At 42.3% G+C, this 16561-nt stretch carries 14 protein-coding genes; 5 read left to right on the top strand and 9 right to left on the bottom strand.

The window, feature by feature from the left end; all coding sequences use genetic code 11:
- Position 1 precedes the first annotated feature (1 nt).
- Positions 2-637, bottom strand: coding sequence for a nicotinamide riboside transporter PnuC (pnuC, locus tag ACQY4U_RS05150; RefSeq protein WP_428328321.1), 636 nt, complete (start codon positions 635-637; stop codon positions 2-4).
- An 81-nt stretch (positions 638-718) separates the two neighbouring features.
- Positions 719-3112 (bottom strand): TonB-dependent receptor, encoded by a 2394-nt coding sequence (locus ACQY4U_RS05155; RefSeq protein ID WP_428328322.1) that lies wholly within the window; start codon positions 3110-3112, stop codon positions 719-721.
- Positions 3113-3554: 442 nt separating this feature from the next.
- Between ACQY4U_RS05155 and aspS the strand changes: the two genes are divergently transcribed.
- The 4 genes from aspS (at position 3555) to ACQY4U_RS05175 (ending at position 7281) form a co-directional block, all read left to right on the top strand.
- The gene (gene aspS / locus ACQY4U_RS05160) at positions 3555-5300 is read left to right on the top strand and encodes an aspartate--tRNA ligase (protein WP_428328323.1); all 1746 of its coding nucleotides are present in this window, start codon (positions 3555-3557) and stop codon (positions 5298-5300) included.
- Positions 5301-5445: 145 nt separating this feature from the next.
- Positions 5446-6630 carry a GTPase HflX gene (gene hflX / locus ACQY4U_RS05165; RefSeq protein WP_428328324.1) on the top strand — a complete coding sequence of 395 codons (1185 nt, stop codon included), beginning with the start codon at positions 5446-5448 and terminating at the stop codon, positions 6628-6630.
- 44 nt (positions 6631-6674) lie between these two features.
- Complete coding sequence (locus ACQY4U_RS05170) at positions 6675-6926, top strand: hypothetical protein (protein ID WP_428328325.1); 252 nt, start codon at positions 6675-6677, stop codon at positions 6924-6926.
- Between the two features lie 61 nt (positions 6927-6987).
- Positions 6988-7281, top strand: a complete 294-nt coding sequence (locus ACQY4U_RS05175; RefSeq protein WP_428328326.1) for a hypothetical protein — start codon at positions 6988-6990, stop codon at positions 7279-7281.
- 138 nt (positions 7282-7419) lie between these two features.
- On the opposite strand, the gene ACQY4U_RS05180 is transcribed toward ACQY4U_RS05175, so the two are convergent.
- The 4 genes from ACQY4U_RS05180 to ACQY4U_RS05195 form a co-directional block, all read right to left on the bottom strand.
- Positions 7420-8223, bottom strand: a complete 804-nt coding sequence (locus tag ACQY4U_RS05180; protein ID WP_428328327.1) for an undecaprenyl-diphosphate phosphatase — start codon at positions 8221-8223, stop codon at positions 7420-7422.
- A gap of 44 nt (positions 8224-8267) precedes the next feature.
- Entirely contained in the window at positions 8268-8549 is a 282-nt protein-coding gene (locus ACQY4U_RS05185) for a DUF3098 domain-containing protein (protein ID WP_428328328.1), read from the bottom strand.
- Positions 8550-8607: 58 nt separating this feature from the next.
- Positions 8608-9486: a cell division protein FtsX gene (locus tag ACQY4U_RS05190; RefSeq protein WP_428328329.1), complete on the bottom strand. Its 879-nt coding sequence runs from the start codon at positions 9484-9486 to the stop codon at positions 8608-8610.
- A gap of 203 nt (positions 9487-9689) precedes the next feature.
- Positions 9690-11666, bottom strand: a complete 1977-nt coding sequence (locus tag ACQY4U_RS05195) for an alpha-ketoacid dehydrogenase subunit alpha/beta (RefSeq protein WP_428328330.1) — start codon at positions 11664-11666, stop codon at positions 9690-9692.
- A 155-nt stretch (positions 11667-11821) separates the two neighbouring features.
- On the opposite strand from ACQY4U_RS05195, the gene ACQY4U_RS05200 reads away from it, so the two are divergent.
- Positions 11822-12676, top strand: coding sequence for a DUF4198 domain-containing protein (locus ACQY4U_RS05200; protein ID WP_428328331.1), 855 nt, complete (start codon positions 11822-11824; stop codon positions 12674-12676).
- Between the two features lie 291 nt (positions 12677-12967).
- Here ACQY4U_RS05200 and ACQY4U_RS05205 read toward each other — a convergent pair whose 3' ends face one another.
- The 3 genes from ACQY4U_RS05205 to rpiB form a co-directional block, all read right to left on the bottom strand.
- On the bottom strand, positions 12968-14350 hold the full coding sequence (locus tag ACQY4U_RS05205) for a LutB/LldF family L-lactate oxidation iron-sulfur protein (protein ID WP_428328332.1): 1383 nt from the start codon (positions 14348-14350) through the stop codon (positions 12968-12970).
- Positions 14351-14463: 113 nt separating this feature from the next.
- Positions 14464-16056, bottom strand: coding sequence for a M28 family peptidase (locus ACQY4U_RS05210; protein ID WP_428328333.1), 1593 nt, complete (start codon positions 16054-16056; stop codon positions 14464-14466).
- 46 nt (positions 16057-16102) lie between these two features.
- Positions 16103-16540 carry a ribose 5-phosphate isomerase B gene (rpiB, locus tag ACQY4U_RS05215; RefSeq protein ID WP_428328334.1) on the bottom strand — a complete coding sequence of 146 codons (438 nt, stop codon included), beginning with the start codon at positions 16538-16540 and terminating at the stop codon, positions 16103-16105.
- Positions 16541-16561 lie beyond the last annotated feature (21 nt).

Consider the following 16561-nt stretch of genomic DNA (forward strand, 5'->3'; position numbering starts at 1 on the left):
TTTATTGAACTAATAAAATACCTTCACCGGCTTTGTCTTTTTTAATAATGGCAAGCCAGTCAAAAAAGCCAAAAAAGGCCACAACAAACAGAAACAGTGTTAATGCCGAAAACAGGATAAGCTGCTTATAGCACAGCAGCGGGATTGCAAACAGGTTGGAGATATTGAGCCAGATCCAATTCTCAATTTTTCGCCTGGCCAGCAGCCACATACCTGCCCATGCGGTTGACGATACCAAAGCATCCCATACCGGTACGTTTGATGTAGTGAACCGTTTAAGCAATACATATAATATTGCCCAGCCAGCAAAAACAATGAATAAAGTGATGGTAAACTCGCGCCGGGTGCTCCAGGTAATTTTAACCGGGGCCTGGTTCCGTTTTTTTACCCAGTAGATCCAGCCGTAAACACTCATTACCAGGTAATAAACATTCAAAACCGATTCGGCATACAGGCCCGCCATCAGCAATATATAAATACCTATAAACGTGCCCGCAATACCTGTTGGGTAAAGCCATATATTGTTCACTTTGGCTAATAATACTTCGGCTACGCCTAATAATACAGCCGCCCATTCCCATAGGGTAGTTTCGTGTAACTGTTCTGTAAAAAGTTGTATCCAGTGCTGAAGGTTCATGATAAATGATTTTTGTTAAGCCATCATCATTTTTGAAAGAGAGTAACTCCTTTTCAAAAACGATGATGGGCTTTAATTATCTTAAAACCTTAAACTTAAAGATGCTAAAAAGTTGATAGGCGCCTGCGGGTAGAAATAGTTGTAGTTTATCACCTTGCCGCCCTCGATATCCGGATAGGTTGCCCCGTCAGACTGGTACTTTTTGCTGAACACATTGTTTACCAGCAAGCCTACGCCAATATTTTTAACGCTTTTTATACTGAAGTTGTAATTAAGGCGCACATCATTCACCATATACCCATCTAACGACCGGCTTTGGGTTGATGTATTGTCTAAATACTGCCTGCTTACATATTTACTGATAAAGGCAATCTCCCCGTTTTTTATAGGGTGATAACTGATGGTGCTTGAACCTACAAAATCAGGTGAGTATGCAATATCTGTTTTACTGTATTGCTTGCCGTCTAAGGTATTGGTATCATAATTCATTAAAAATTGCTGAAAGTTTTTAACCTTATTGGTGCTTACTGATGCGTTTACATACCAGCTTAACTGCTCGGCTATTTTAACGCGGGCATTGGCTTCAATACCTGCGCGGTAGCTATCCTTTATATTGGTGCGGATAGCTTCGCCAACATCATCAAGGGCGCCGGTTAATACAAGCTGGTTTTTATAAAGCATATAAAACCCGTTAATGCCTGCGCTAAAAGTTGGTTCGCTTACGCGGTAACCAAATTCAAGGTCTTTCAGGTTTTCGGGTTTAGGGCGGCTTAAGGGCGATGAGTTTACATAATCGCTCCTGTTAGGTTCATGGTTACCCACCGCTACCGATGCATACACATTGCTGTTTGCATTTAGCTGGTAGGTAATACCCGCCTTTGGGTTAAAAAAGTTAAGGCCAACCTGTTGTTGTACATTATTTAAATTTTCATCAAACCCTAAAAACGAATAACCGATGTGGCGGTATTGCATATCGCCATAAAACAGCAGCTTGCCTAAATGATATTCGGCACGGGCAAAAATATTAAAATCTGTTTTTTTGGCGTTATTGCGTGAATATTCATAGTCTGGAGGAATGTTGGTGCTTTGCTGCGTCCACTCAATATTATTATAATGCGCGCCTTTATACTCGTTATAGGCGCCGCCTAATATGGCGCTCAAATCCTTATTGGGCTTGTAGTTTAAGTTATAGGTAAGGCCATAAAAATCATTGTTAAGCCATAAGCGGCGTACCAGGTCGGTAGCTGCAATGGTAGTACCGCCAACAGTAACCGGGGTAACACCATAGTTTTTTAGCGAGTCGGCATTTTTATATTCTTCGTAATAACCATAACCTTTGGTATAATGCAGGGCACCGCTAAAAGAAAGCTTATCACTTAGCTGCTGGTTATATAATAGCTGGTAATAGTTCTGCGTATAATTATCGGTTTGGTTTTTATAAAAGCTATTGGTTGAATTAATATACCCTAACTCGTTATAGGTACGGTTGCCTTTATTTACACTATCCTGTGGTACGCCATCCCAGGCCTGGTATGTTTTTTCGTAACCCGAAAATACATTGAGCCTCAGCACGCTTTTTTTACCGTAATAAGCACCGCTTAAAAAGAACGACCGCAGGTTAGACGATGCGCGGTCAATATACCCGTCGGAGCTTATTCTTGATGCCCGGCCGTCAAAACTAAAATGGCCGCCCAGCAAGCCTGTCCCCAAGCTGATGGTGTTTTTTACCGTTCCGTAGGAGCCTGCCGAATTGTTCAATTCGGTATAAGCTGTATCGCGGCGGGTAGTGGTTTGTATATTAATGCTGGCACCAAAAGCACCTGCACCGTTGGTTGAAGTACCTACACCACGCTGTATCTGTACATTATCAACAGAGGAGGCCAAGTCAGGGAGATCGACAAAATAAACACCCTGGTCTTCCGCATCATTAAGCGGGATGCCGTTGAGCGTTACGTTGGTACGGGTAGCGTCAGAACCGCGGATGCGGATGCTGGTATAGCCAATTCCGGCACCTGCATTTGAGGTTACTACTGCCGATGGTGTTTGCTCCAGCAGGTATTCAAACCCCCGGCCCGAGTTGTTTTTATCAATATCCTTTTTACTCAGGTTGGTAAAAGCCGTTGGCGAATTATCGGTTGCGCGGGTTGCACTAACAGTAACCTCTTCGGTTAACAGGGTTGCACGCACAATGGAAAAATCATTTACCGCATTGGCAGTTAAACTAATGTTTTTGGTGATGGTTTGATAACCGATGTAGGATACCTTGAGCGTATAGCTACCGGTTTTGAGGTTATCAATGTGGTATTTTCCGCTGGCATCGGCAATAATACTAATGGCTGGGTTGCTTAAACTAATGGTAGCGCCGGGCAGTGCTTCGCCGGACTGCTGATCTGTGATCTTTCCTGATATGGAAAGCTGGGCTGCCGCCAAAACAGGAAGCAGCAGGGCGATGAACGCCGCAAATAAATTTTTCAAAATGATTAAAAATAAATAGTAGTTAAACCATCTCCGTATCAGGGCAATACGCAGTACACTTAACTTGTTACCTCTCCCTACGCCGGCATTACCCGGATCAGGTGCATGTAATTGGTCATTAGGTCATCAGTTGTATGGTTATTGGTTTGCTTTCACAAAACCTTAAACCTGCAACTAATTACTTATAACTAATTACAATGGGTTTGATCTCAGCCTGTCTTTCAGTTTGGTAAAATAATCTGCAGTTTATTTTGCAACCAAAGCAAGGCACCCCTTGAGAATTATGGGGCAAATATATATTTTTTTAGGTATTAAAGGTAAAAAATGCAGTATCTGCCCTAAGTATTAAGATTTTTTATAGGGTTTACTTCAGTTTCCACGGTGCAGACTTGCAGACATTCCGACTAAAACCCTACTTTTGCAAACTTTATAAAATGCTATCATGTTAAGAACACATACTTGCGGCGAATTAAATATCAGCCATTTAGGTGAAACGGTTACTTTATGCGGTTGGGTGCAAAAATCACGCGACCTGGGCGGAACAACATTTATTGACGTTCGTGACCGTTATGGTTTAACCCAGTTAGTTTTTAATACTGATACTGATGCCGCCCTGCGCGAAACCAGCCGTGAGCTTGGCCGCGAGTTTGTTATCAGGGTAACCGGTAAGGTATTGGAGCGTTCAAACAAGAATGCAAAAATGGCTACCGGCGAAATTGAGATAGTTGTTGCTGATATTGAAGTATTAAACGCCGCTAAAATTCCTCCGTTTATGATTGAGGATGAAACCGATGGTGGCGAGGAGCTGCGTGCAAAATACCGTTACCTTGATTTACGCCGTAACCCTATCCGCAATAACCTGATGCTGCGCCACAAAATGGCACAGGAAGTACGTAAATACTTAGATGGCCGCGATTTTATTGAAGTTGAAACCCCGGTGCTGATCAAATCAACCCCCGAAGGTGCACGTGATTTTGTAGTACCAAGCCGCATGAACCCGGGCGAATTTTATGCTTTACCGCAATCGCCGCAAACCTTTAAGCAATTACTTATGGTGAGTGGTTTTGACCGCTATTTCCAGATCGTGAAATGTTTCAGGGATGAGGATCTGCGTGCCGACCGTCAGCCGGAGTTTACACAGATCGACTGTGAAATGGCTTTCATTACACAGGAAGATATATTAAACATATTTGAGGGCCTTACCCACCATTTATTCAGAACGGTAAAAGGTATTGAATTAGGCGCCATCCCAAGGATGCAATACGCTGATGCCATGCGTTTATACGGTTCTGATAAACCTGATATCCGTTTCGGGATGCAGTTTGTTGAGCTGAACGATGTGGTAAAAGGTAAAGGTTTCAGCATTTTTGACAATGCGGAGCTTGTTGTAGGTATTAATGCTAAGGGTTGTGCCGATTATACCCGTAAGCAAATTGATGAGCTTACCGAATGGTTAAAACGCCCGCAGATTGGCGTTACCGGGATGATCTATTGCCGTTATAATACTGATGGTACTTTAAAATCATCGGTAGATAAATTTTACAGTGAAGATGAGCTGACCAATTGGGCTGCTGCCTTTGAAGCTGAACCGGGCGATTTGATGCTGGTACTTGCAGGCAATGCTGATAAAGTACGCAAGCAACTGAACGAACTGCGTTTAGAAATGGGTAACCGTTTAGGCCTGCGCGATAAAAATACATTTGCAGCATTATGGGTACTTGATTTCCCGCTGTTGGAGTGGGATGAAGAGAATGGCCGCTACCATGCCATGCACCACCCGTTCACATCGCCAAAACCCGAAGATATTACCATGCTGGATACAGCACCCGGCGATGTCAGGGCAAATGCATATGATCTGGTAATTAATGGTACTGAAATTGGCGGCGGTTCAATCCGTATCCACGATCGTGCTTTACAATCACTGATGTTCAAACACCTTGGCTTTTCGCCCGAGGAAGCTCAGAAGCAATTCGGCTTTTTAATGGATGCCTTTGAATATGGCGCACCTCCGCATGGTGGTATCGCGTTCGGTTTCGACCGTTTATGCTCTATTTTTGCCGGATTGGATTCTATCCGCGATGTGATCGCGTTCCCTAAAAATAATTCAGGCCGCGATGTAATGATCGATACCCCATCAACCATTGCTGATGCGCAGATGAATGAGTTGAAGATCAAAACAGTATTATAAGATATAGTCAATTTAATCAAATATTTTAGCCCCCTGTCAGCCCTTTTGACAGGGGGCTGCTATTTAATATGGCTTTTTATACCTTTAGTACGTCTATTTATATGCCATTTATTATATTGGCATCCTGATTGTTAATCATTAATTAATGAAGCAAAAATTTTATGATACTGCTGTGAAGCAGGAGCGGGCTGTTTTGGTTGGCGTAATTGTACAAGGCGAAACAGATGAGCAGGCGAAGGAATATTTGGAAGAACTGGAATTTTTAGTGGCCACGGCTGGCGCTGAAACGGTAAAAACATTTACCCAGAAATTGCAGAAACCGGACAGGGCTACCTTTGTAGGCTCGGGCAGGCTGGAAGATATAAAGGCTTATGTAACAGCCGAAGAAATTGATATGGTTGTTTTTGATGATGAGCTAACGCCATCACAACTGCGTAATATTGAAAACGAACTACAGGTAAAAATTCTTGACCGTAATAACCTGATCCTGGATATTTTTGCCGGCCGTGCACAAACGGCACAGGCACGTACACAGGTTGAACTGGCACAATTACAATACTTATTACCACGATTAACACGTTTGTGGACTCACTTAGAGCGCCAGAAGGGTGGTATCGGGATGCGTGGTCCGGGTGAATCACAGATAGAAACAGACAGGCGTTTGATCCTGAATAAAATATCACTGCTAAAAGATAAGCTGAAGCTGATTGACAGGCAGAATGAAACGCAACGCAAAAACAGGGGCCAAATGATCCGTACGGCATTGGTAGGTTATACCAACGTAGGTAAATCAACCATCATGAACATGATCTCCAAATCGGAGGTATTTGCCGAAAACAAACTTTTTGCTACGCTTGATACTACCGTGCGTAAGGTGGTTATTGAAAATGTACCATTTTTATTGTCAGACACTGTTGGGTTTATCCGCAAGCTGCCTCACCACCTGGTTGAATGTTTTAAATCAACGTTGGATGAAGTGCGCGAAGCCGATATATTGATTCACGTAGTGGATATTTCACACCCTCATTTTGAAGATCAGATCCGTACGGTAAACGAAACGCTAAAAGATATTGGCGCTATTGATAAACCGGTTATTACTGTTTTTAACAAAATAGATGCCTTTAGACCAGAGCAGCACCAGATAGAGGAGCAAACAGAACCAATTACCCTGCACGATTTTAAGAATAGCTGGATGGCGAAAAACAACAGCCCCGCTATATTTATATCAGCCACCGAAAAGGAAAATATCGACGAGTTCAGGGCGTTGCTTTACGAAGAGGTAAAAGCAGCACATACGGTAAGGTATCCGTATGATCATCTGTTATATTAATAGTTATTTATCTGTTTAGAGGGTAGAGACACAAAACGGGTGTAATGGCTTTAGGCAGGTCATCGGGCTATGATTGGATTTCTTTTTTACATCTGTTAGATAGGTCATACCCTAAGTTTGGGCATACGTTGAAAATACTGTTTCCAGGAGATATTGAAAAAAAACCAAAACTACCACCTTTATCCGACTTCAACGATAAACTGAACAAAGCCCTTAACTACAATCCAAAGAAAGATAAGAAGGACGATGAAGATGACGACGAAGATTTAGAAACTGGTGCTGTTGTATTAAAATAAAAAATCCTAACTTATTTCATACATTTAAGCCACCTAACAAGTGGCTTTTTTTATTTAAGGAATGGATCAAAAAAGAATAACGATATTAATAAAGTCTTCATTGATTTCATTAGCATATGTTGCATTGGGTACAGTTGCTGTTTTATCAAGCTATCCAAGTTCGCCGCTTTATGGGGAATGGGTTTTACCAACTACGCTTATAACATTTCCAGTAAGCATTTGGAGTTTCGGAATTATGTTTGCTGATTCTCATGCTTTTTGGTTGGTAATAATTGTTCAAAGTATTGTTTTCTTTATTTTTTGGCTAATACTATTTAGATGGATGCAAAGAAAATTAAAGAAACATTCAATTTAAGAAAGATATTTGGTGTAAAGTAGTATATAGTTACCAAAGTATTGTTTCTCTACATAAATCACATGATTGGTGTAACAATTCAAAATCCCCTGTAGAGGCACAATACATTTGTGCCTCTATATTTGGCACTAAATGCAACTACGCTGTTTGCAGCGCTGTGGTGGTAAAGTAAATAACAATAATTACTATACCCGCTACAATACGGTAAACACCAAAAAGCTTAAAGCCCTTTTTCTCTAAAAAGGTAATAAAGCTTTTAATAGCCAGCAAGGCAACAACAAATGCAATGGCACTGCCTATAAGCAGGTATATAATATCATGATGCATTTCATCGGCAGTAAGGGTATTGTGTTTGTGGAAATCCCAAAGATCTTTTAATGTAGCACCAAACATAGTAGGTACCGCCAGGAAGAACGAAAACTCAGCAGCAGCCTTGCGGCTTAGCTTTTGCGACATACCACCTACTATTGATGCCGCCGAGCGCGAAACACCTGGTACCATAGCTAAACATTGAAAAAAACCGATTTTTAAAGCGGTTAAATGGCTTATTTTTTCTTCGTCATCAACAGTTGGTTTATTAAACCATTCGTCAACAAAAAGCAGGATAACACCACCTACTACAAAAGCAACGGCTACCACAAGCGGGCTCTCTAACAATATGTCAATCCTCTTTTTTAACAGCAGGCCAAATATTACAGCCGGGATAACACCTATAACTAATTTGATATAAAAATCTATCGACCTGAAAAAGCGCTTAAAGTAAAGCACCACAACGGCAAGTATTGCTCCTAACTGAATAACAATTTCAAAAAGTTTAACAAATGCATCGGTACTGATGCCCATTAGGGAACTTGTGATAACTAAGTGCCCGGTTGAGGATACCGGCAAAAACTCTGTTAAGCCTTCAATAATTGCAAGGACTATAACTTGTATAATATTCATTAGGGTTGTGAGGTTAAATCAGGTTTGGGGGTTTAATTAGGTTATTAGTTAACGCTTGGCTTTTTAAATATAGCAAAAAAGCCTAAGGCAAAGCCGGCTAATACAACCAATGGTGCTATAACAATTTTAGTATTGCTGTAAATATCGGTAGTGCCCGACATTAGTATAAACCCGAATGCTACCACCGCAATGCTGATGATAAACAGGCGGTAATTGCCTTTATCAAATATAAAGTTTACTGCTTTTGCTTCGGTAGTTTTTGCAGTTGCTGGTTTAGTTATGCCCGAGGCTTTTGCTGCAGTTGGTTGAGCTTGTTTTTGTGCCATGTTGAATATCTTTTATTTATTGAATGATCAATGGTGATTTAAAATGCTTTCGCCTTTTTTACCGGTAAAGGTTATATATTTTTAAACGTAAAAATTTATTTACTGCTAAAAAGGTGCTGAATCCGGATATAAAGATACCTGCTCCTAATAGTCCGATAAATATCAATCCAAATTCTGTATAATTTCTGAGGATGATCAGATCAGGGATTTCTTTATAAGCCAATGAAAGGGTTCCTACTAAAATTACGATAGCAATAAGGCCCCCTAAAAGGCCATGCCAAATACCATACAGCATAAATGGCTTGCGGATAAATCCTTTGGTAGCACCAACTAACTGCATTGATTTGATCAGGAAACGCTGCGAATAAATTGCTAACCTGATGGTATTGTTTATTAAGGCTACTGAAAGAATGATAAAGATCCCGGCAAATACCAAAATGATAAGGCTGATGGTAGTAATGTTCTCATTCATCTGATCAACCAATGATTTTTGGTATTTAACCTCTTTTACCAATAGATTTTTAAGCAACTCAGCTTTGAATCTTTCAATATCGGTATTGTTGGCATATTCGGCCTTAAGGTAAATATCTAAAGATTGCGAAAGCGGGTTGTAACCTAAAAACTTGACAAAATCTTCACCTAAATCTTTTTGCAGGTTACGGGCGGCCAACTCTTTACTTACATATTGGGTTTGCTTAACCATAATATTGCCTTCAATTTGCTTTTGCAATTGCAATACATCGGTTTCGTGCGCGGCATCATCCACAAAAACGTTAAGTACAATGTTTTCCTTAACGTATCTCGACAGGTTATTTGCTTCAACCAATATTAAGCCCAACAGGCCTATCATTGATAAAACCATAGCTATACCAAATACGGTAGAAATGTATATCGTTTTAGTTTTTTTTGCGGATGCGCTTGCTTCAAATTCTTCCATACATAGATTAGATTTGAGATGTTAGCTTTATTATTGGCGATATAAAACAGCGTTGTACACCCTTCAACATAAATCTTTTACCCATCTTAATTTGCGAAAATAAGAAACCTAAGCCTAAAGGTAAAAGTTTATCTGTTATTATTATTGCCACTGGCTATAAACGCTAATAAGTTTAACAAAATTTAACGTGTTTTTAAGCTTGCTTAATAAGCCAGTAAGCGCTGCATGGTTTCTTCCAGACGGGCCTTTGCTAAAAACTGGTCTTCCAATGCTTTATTCATGGGTATGGCGGTATCTAAGCTGGCACAGCGCATAATGGGTGCATCTAAATATTTAAAGCAATGTTCGGCCAGGTGGGCGGCTACCTCGCTGCCAAAACCATTGGTTAGCGTATCTTCCTGTAAAATCAGTACACGGCCTGTTTTACGGGCGCTTTGCTCAACGGCCTCTTTATCCCAGGGTTGTAAGCTGAGCAGATCAATGATCTCAACAGATAACTCAGGATGTTTGGCTGCATATTCAATGGCCCAGTGTACACCCAGCCCAAAGGTAATGATGCTGGCGGTGTTGCCTTGCTGTATTACTTTGGCTTTACCAATCTCCACATAATAATCACCCTCGGATACTTCGCCGCTGTTGCTGCGGTAAAGGTATTTATGCTCAAAGTAGATAACAGGATTAGGATCGTCAATGGCTGCCATCAGCAAGCCTTTGGCATCGTCAGGAAAAGCCGGGTAAACTACTTTTAGTCCCGGTGTTTTAGTGAACCAGGCCTCATTAGTTTGCGAATGGAACGGCCCGGCACCCGTGCCCGCCCCGGCTGGCATCCGGATCACTACATCAACCGGCTGGCCCCAGCGGTAATGTGTTTTGGCCAGGTTATTAATGATCTGGTTAAAGCCAACGGTTGCAAAATCGGCAAACTGCATTTCCATAATGGCTTTATAGCCATTAAGTGCCAGCCCCATTGCGGCTCCAACAATGCCCGATTCGCATATGGGAGTGTTGCGTACGCGGTGTTTTCCAAACTCTTCCACGAAGCCCTGTGTTATTTTAAATGCACCGCCATATTCGGCAATATCCTGTCCCATAATCACCAGGTTATCGTACTTGCGCATGCCCTGTTTAAGGCCATCGCTTATGGCATCAATATATCGTTTAGTTGTTTTAGTGGCCGATGGCTGGTAAGCAGGCAAGCTGTAGGCTTTATACATATCATCCACCTCTGTTGCTATGTTGGGGATAATATCGGGCTCGCTAAAAACTTTTTCTATTTCTGTTTCTATTTGTGCGGTAAAATCGGCTTTTATTTGGGGGATCCATTCAGGGCTAAGCACTTCTTCATCCAGCAGGTAATTCTGAAAATTTATCAGCGGATCCTTTTCACGCCATAATTCAAATAAATGCGGCGGTACATATTTAGTGCCCGATGCTTCCTCGTGGCCCCGCATCCTGAAGGTCATACACTCTAACAAAACAGGGCGCGGGTTTTCGCGCATGCTAACCGCCAACTCATTTACCGTATGGTAAACCTCCAGTATGTTGTTGCCATCAATCTGCCTGCCCTCCATGCCGTAACCAATGGCCTTATCCACCAAAAACTTTGCCTTGTATTGTTCACTAACCGGGGTCGACAGCCCGTAGCCATTATTCTCTATCAAAAATATAACCGGTAGGTTCCAAACGGCGGCAATGTTTAAAGCCTCGTGAAAATCACCTTCGCTGGTTGCGCCTTCGCCGGTAAATACTAATGTTGCTTTTTTCCGGTTACTTAAAACATCTGCCAGGGCAATACCATCGGCCAGGGCTAACTGCGGCCCCAGGTGCGAGATCATCCCGATAATCTTATACTCTTGTGTGCCGAAATGAAAGGAGCGGTCGCGCCCCTTAGTGAATCCAGAAGCCTTGCCCTGCCATTGGGCCATCAGGCGGGATAAGGGAATATCCCTTGCCGTAAAAACACCCAGGTTGCGGTGCATGGGCAAAATGTATTCGTCGGTATGCATGGCCAGGGTGCTGCCAATGGCTATGGCTTCCTGCCCTATGCCCGAAAACCATTTGCCTATGCGCCCCTGCCGTAAAAGGATCAGCATTTTCTCCTCAACAAGCCGCGGCCATAACAACTTTTTGTAAAAATCTATCAGTTGGTTATTATTTAGGGTTTTTCGGTCGAAAATCATACAGTAAAACTACTGAAGTTTTTAAAACTTTGTATGTTTGAGTAATAGTTCAAAGGTTCAATTATTTGCCGGTTTAGCGATTGCTTTATATAAGCCATTTTAACCGGTGCGATGCTTGCCGAAGAATTACAACTACCGAACCCAGCAACTTTTAGATGAAACGTACCCCCTTTGTAATATTGATCTTAGCTGCCGCAATTGGCATTGCCGCAACCACGCATGATTATTTTATGCTGCCCGAAAACTTTTTTATGCACAAAGGCGATAAGCTTAACCTGCACCTGTTAAGCGGCGATGTATTTGTAAAGGATGCTGAAATTGCTTATCAGCCGGCTAAAACAACCAGGTTTATGTTGTTCAACGGATCAAAAAAGATTGATCTTACTAAAATGGCCAAGGATAGCGCCGTGCCGCTGATCAACCATGAACTGGTAAACAGCGGACAGTATTTGGTAGAGATGACCAGAGGGTATGAATCCAGCAGTTCATCACGCGATACTTATGCCGAGTTTTTAAACAGCCAGGGGCTTGATAAATTAGCTGAGAAGGTGAAAGCGGGCAATCAGTTCAGGGTGAAGGAAAAATATACCCGCTATATGAAAACTCTTTTTTCTGTTGATGACCATGACGGAAAGGCTTATGAAAAGGAGTTGAATGAGGAGTATGAGATCATCCTGAAAGATGATCCTTACAGCAAAAAATATGGGGATGACCTGTCGGCCGAGTTGAAATTTCAGGGAAAACCTGCAAAGGGTGTTTCGGTACAGTTATATATTAAAACAACTACGGGCAATGTTTATACCCAAAACTTTACTACCGATAATGATGGCCGGATAACATTTACCATGAGCCGCGAAGGTATTTATTTATTAAGAAGCGTAAGGGTTGATGCAACCAAGGATAAGGATGCAGATTATGAAAGCTGGTGGACGTCCTACACCTTCCCCTTCAGCAGCTCGGACGATGTGCCGAACACTTATAAGGAGTTCGGATTTGGAAACAAGCATTAGGCTTATAGGTAGTATGGCTTAGCGTGTAAGGGGCCTTAATCAAATTTGGTATGATTGGCATTTTGCAGGCCTGTCATGGTGAGGCACTCGAAGCATGAGGGCAAAGGCCAATATACAACCGGATAAGCAAACGATGAGTCCACCGCACGCATGCTTCGAGTGCCTCAGCATGACAGGCTCTTTTGGGAAAAACAATGGGAGGTGTTGTCTTCTCGAACTATATGAGTATGGCCTCTGCGCTTATCCTTTGAATATCTCAGGAAGGTACCATCTAAAAAAAGCTAAAAAGAGTTACTCCAGCCCATTCTTTTCTTTCCATAACTGGCTGAATGATTTGTCGGCAACTTTTGGCATCTCTTTAAAATGACCCCATGTTTTTTTGAAGAAGGTGCGGAGCATAAAGTTTTTCATTCGCCCGCCAAAAAAATCAGTGAGTTTGCGGCTCAGCATTCCTTTTTTCCAGATGGCCCAGCCCCATTGTTCTTTTTGGGTTACCAGATTTTCTTTAACCGCATCGCGGCGGTTAAGCAACAGCATTTTATGAATATCAATTTTTACAGGGCAAACCTCCGTACATTTACCGCAAAGGCTTGATGCGTAGCTCAGGTGTTTAAACTCATCCATCCCGTTCATGTGCGGGGTAATGATGGAGCCTATTGGGCCGCTGTAAGTAGTTTCGTAAGTGTGGCCGCCTATGTTTTGGTATACCGGGCAGGCATTTAAACAAGCCCCGCAGCGAATGCAGTAGAGTGCCTGGCGCTGGTCCTTTTGAGCAAGCAGGTTGGTACGGCCATTATCCAGCAGTACAACATACATTTCATCAGGGCCGTCAGTTTCTTCGGGTTTGCGGGGGCCGCTTAAAATGGTATTATAAACGGTTAGGTTTTGGCCCGTTCCATGAGTGGCCAGCATTGGCCAAAATAAATCAAGATCAGCAATTGAAGGGATTACTTTTTCAATACCCACCACCGCAATATGTATTTTGGGGAACGATGTGCTTAAACGTGCATTGCCTTCATTTTCGGTAATGGCAATACTCCCGGTATCGGCAATTATGAAATTAGCCCCGGTAATGCCAATATCTGCCTGCACATATTTTTCGCGCAGCAGCTCGCGGGCTTTTTGGGTAAGTTGCTCGGGGGTGGCATCAATAGGGGTGCCAAAGCGTTCATTAAATAGTTTGGCAATATCCTCTTTTGATAGGTGCATGGCCGGTGTTACAATATGATAAGGTTTTTGCCCCAACAATTGTACAATATATTCGCCCAGGTCTGTTTCTAATGATTCAATGTGGTTGGCTTCCAGAAATTCATTCATCTGAATTTCTTCGGTAACCATTGATTTTGATTTTACAACTGTTTTAGCACCTGCCTTTTTTATAATGTTCAGGATCTCGCGGTTGGCTTCTTCGGCATCGTTTGCCCATATCACCTTGCCACCACGCTTTTGGAAATTAGCTTCAAACTCGGGCAATATCTTGTCCAGGTTTTCCATCACCTTCCACTTAATCACGTGCCCTTTACGTTTGGCATTTTCAAGGTTGATGATCCTCGATAAACCTCTGTCTACCGCTGTATCGTACTTACCAATATTATAGTTGATGATTTTGCGATGGCGCAGATCAAATGCCTTGTCTTCCGAGGCAACCAAGAATTCTTCCGCAGTGCTTCCCATATATGCGAAGTTAGGGATTTTGTTTTATTAAGTAAGTAGCCGGCCGTGCTGATTGTATTAATTTATTGTTCTTAATTTAACAATCGGCCCGGTCAGCTACTTCAACTTTAATATTATTTTTTGCCGTCAACAACCGGGCGGTTGTCTGCATTTAATATGTCCCAGGCGGTATAAAATACCAGCTGTGCACGTTTTGCCAGCAATGGGAAATTGATCTTGCTTACTTCATCGCCAACACCGTGGTAATCGGCATGTACGCCGTTAAAGTAAAAAATAATCGGTACGCCGTGCTTGGCAAAGTTATAATGATCGGAGCGGGTATAAAAGCTATTCGGATCGTTCGGATCATCGTATTTATAATCCAGATCCATTTTAGTATAGGTTTTATTAGCCTTGTCATTTGCGTTATGCAGATCGGTACTTAACATGCCGGAGCCAATTACATATACATAATTTGCTGAATCAGGCTTGCCTATATATTCATAACCTACGCGGCCAATCATATCAATATTTAAATCGGTAATAGTTTTTCCTAAAGGGATAACCGGATGATCGGTATAGTATTCAGAACCTAACAATCCTTTTTCTTCGCCTACGTTACCCAAAAACAAAATGCTGCGGCGCGGGCCGTGTCCATCTTTTTTTGCTTTGGAAAAGGCCCTTGCAATTTCTAATATACCGGTCGTTCCTGAGCCATCATCATCGGCACCATTGTTAATCCTGTCGCCTTTTGTACCTTCAGGTAATAAACCGATATGGTCATAATGTGCCGAGATCACCACAACCTCATCCTTTAATTTAGGATCAGAGCCTGGCAGGTAACCTAATACATCTACTGCTTTCACATCCTTACCTTCGGTAGCATAGGTGGTTGATATATCTGCCCTTACCGGTTGTGTTTGCGGTGTGCCTGCCTCATCAATAGCCGCTTTAAACTTGGCATAAGTTCTGCCTGAGTTTTTAAGCAGTTGGTCGGCTACATCAGTAGTTATGTTAAATACGGCTGCCTGTGCTTTTGGGGCCTCGGTGGCTTCTTTTTTAATGGTTAAACGCGGGGCGCCTATCTGCGCACCAAATCTTTTAAGGTTGGCAGCTACATTGGGCCCGGCTGATAATATTAACAGAGGATTTTTACTTTGGATAAATTTAAGGCGTTTTGAGCGGTTGGTGCTCCAGTCTGATTTTTTATCAGTACCGGTAATTTTTGATACACCGTTTACAAAGGGCTCCCCATCGTTTATATATAATACTACCTTCCCGGTAATATCAGTGCCTTTTAAATCGTCGTAGTTATCGGCACCAATACCGTAACCTATAAAAACAATGTCGCTCGCTGTAATTGTTTTGGCATCACCGCTGCCTGAAGCGTAAAAATCTTTACCGCTTGTGTATGATGTGCCGTTTATGGTAAAAGCGCTTACTTTAAAAACGTTTTCAACCAAGGGGACATCTAAGAAATAAGAGCCTTTCACTATCGGCTGCAGGCCTAATGATTTAAACTCATCAGCAATATAATGAGCAGCTTTATCGGCACCGGGTTTGCCGGTTTCACGGCCCTCAAAGGCATCCGAAGCAATAATACTCAGGTGTTTTTTAGCCAGATCAGCATCAATGATCTGCGCATACTTTACGGCGGTAGGGTTTTGCTGCGCACAGGCAACAGTTACCAAACCAACCGAAGCCAGTACAAGTAGTGTTTTTTTCATGTATGATTAATTTTAGAGATCAGTTTCTTATTAATGCCATGCGCAATCAGCAGGCAATTTTATTTACCCGGTTTGCATGGCGGCCGCCTTCAAAATCGGTGCTTAAAAATACTTCAATTATTTTTTTAGCCTCATCAATACTAATGTGGCGCGCAGGGATGCAAACAATGTTTGCGTTGTTATGGCTGCGGGCTCTTTCTGCCAGTTCTTCGTTCCAGCAAATAGCTGCGCGGATGCCCTGGTGTTTATTGGCAGTAATAGCTACGCCATTGCCGCTGCCGCATACCAATATGCCAAGATCAAACTCACCGCTTTCAACGCCTAATGCTACGGGATGCGCAAAGTCGGGATAATCGGCAGATGCTGCCGAATAAGTACCGAAATCTTTAACCTCCTCAACGCCGGCAAGCGCGTCAATAATAAATTGTTTGTAATCAAAGCCGGCATGGTCGGCACCAATGGCAATCTTAAGCCCCTCTTTCATATCCTCAAATTTAATATAATT

It is taken from the genome of Mucilaginibacter sp., assembly GCF_965277465.1.
Taxonomy (GTDB): Bacteria; Bacteroidota; Bacteroidia; order Sphingobacteriales; family Sphingobacteriaceae; genus Mucilaginibacter.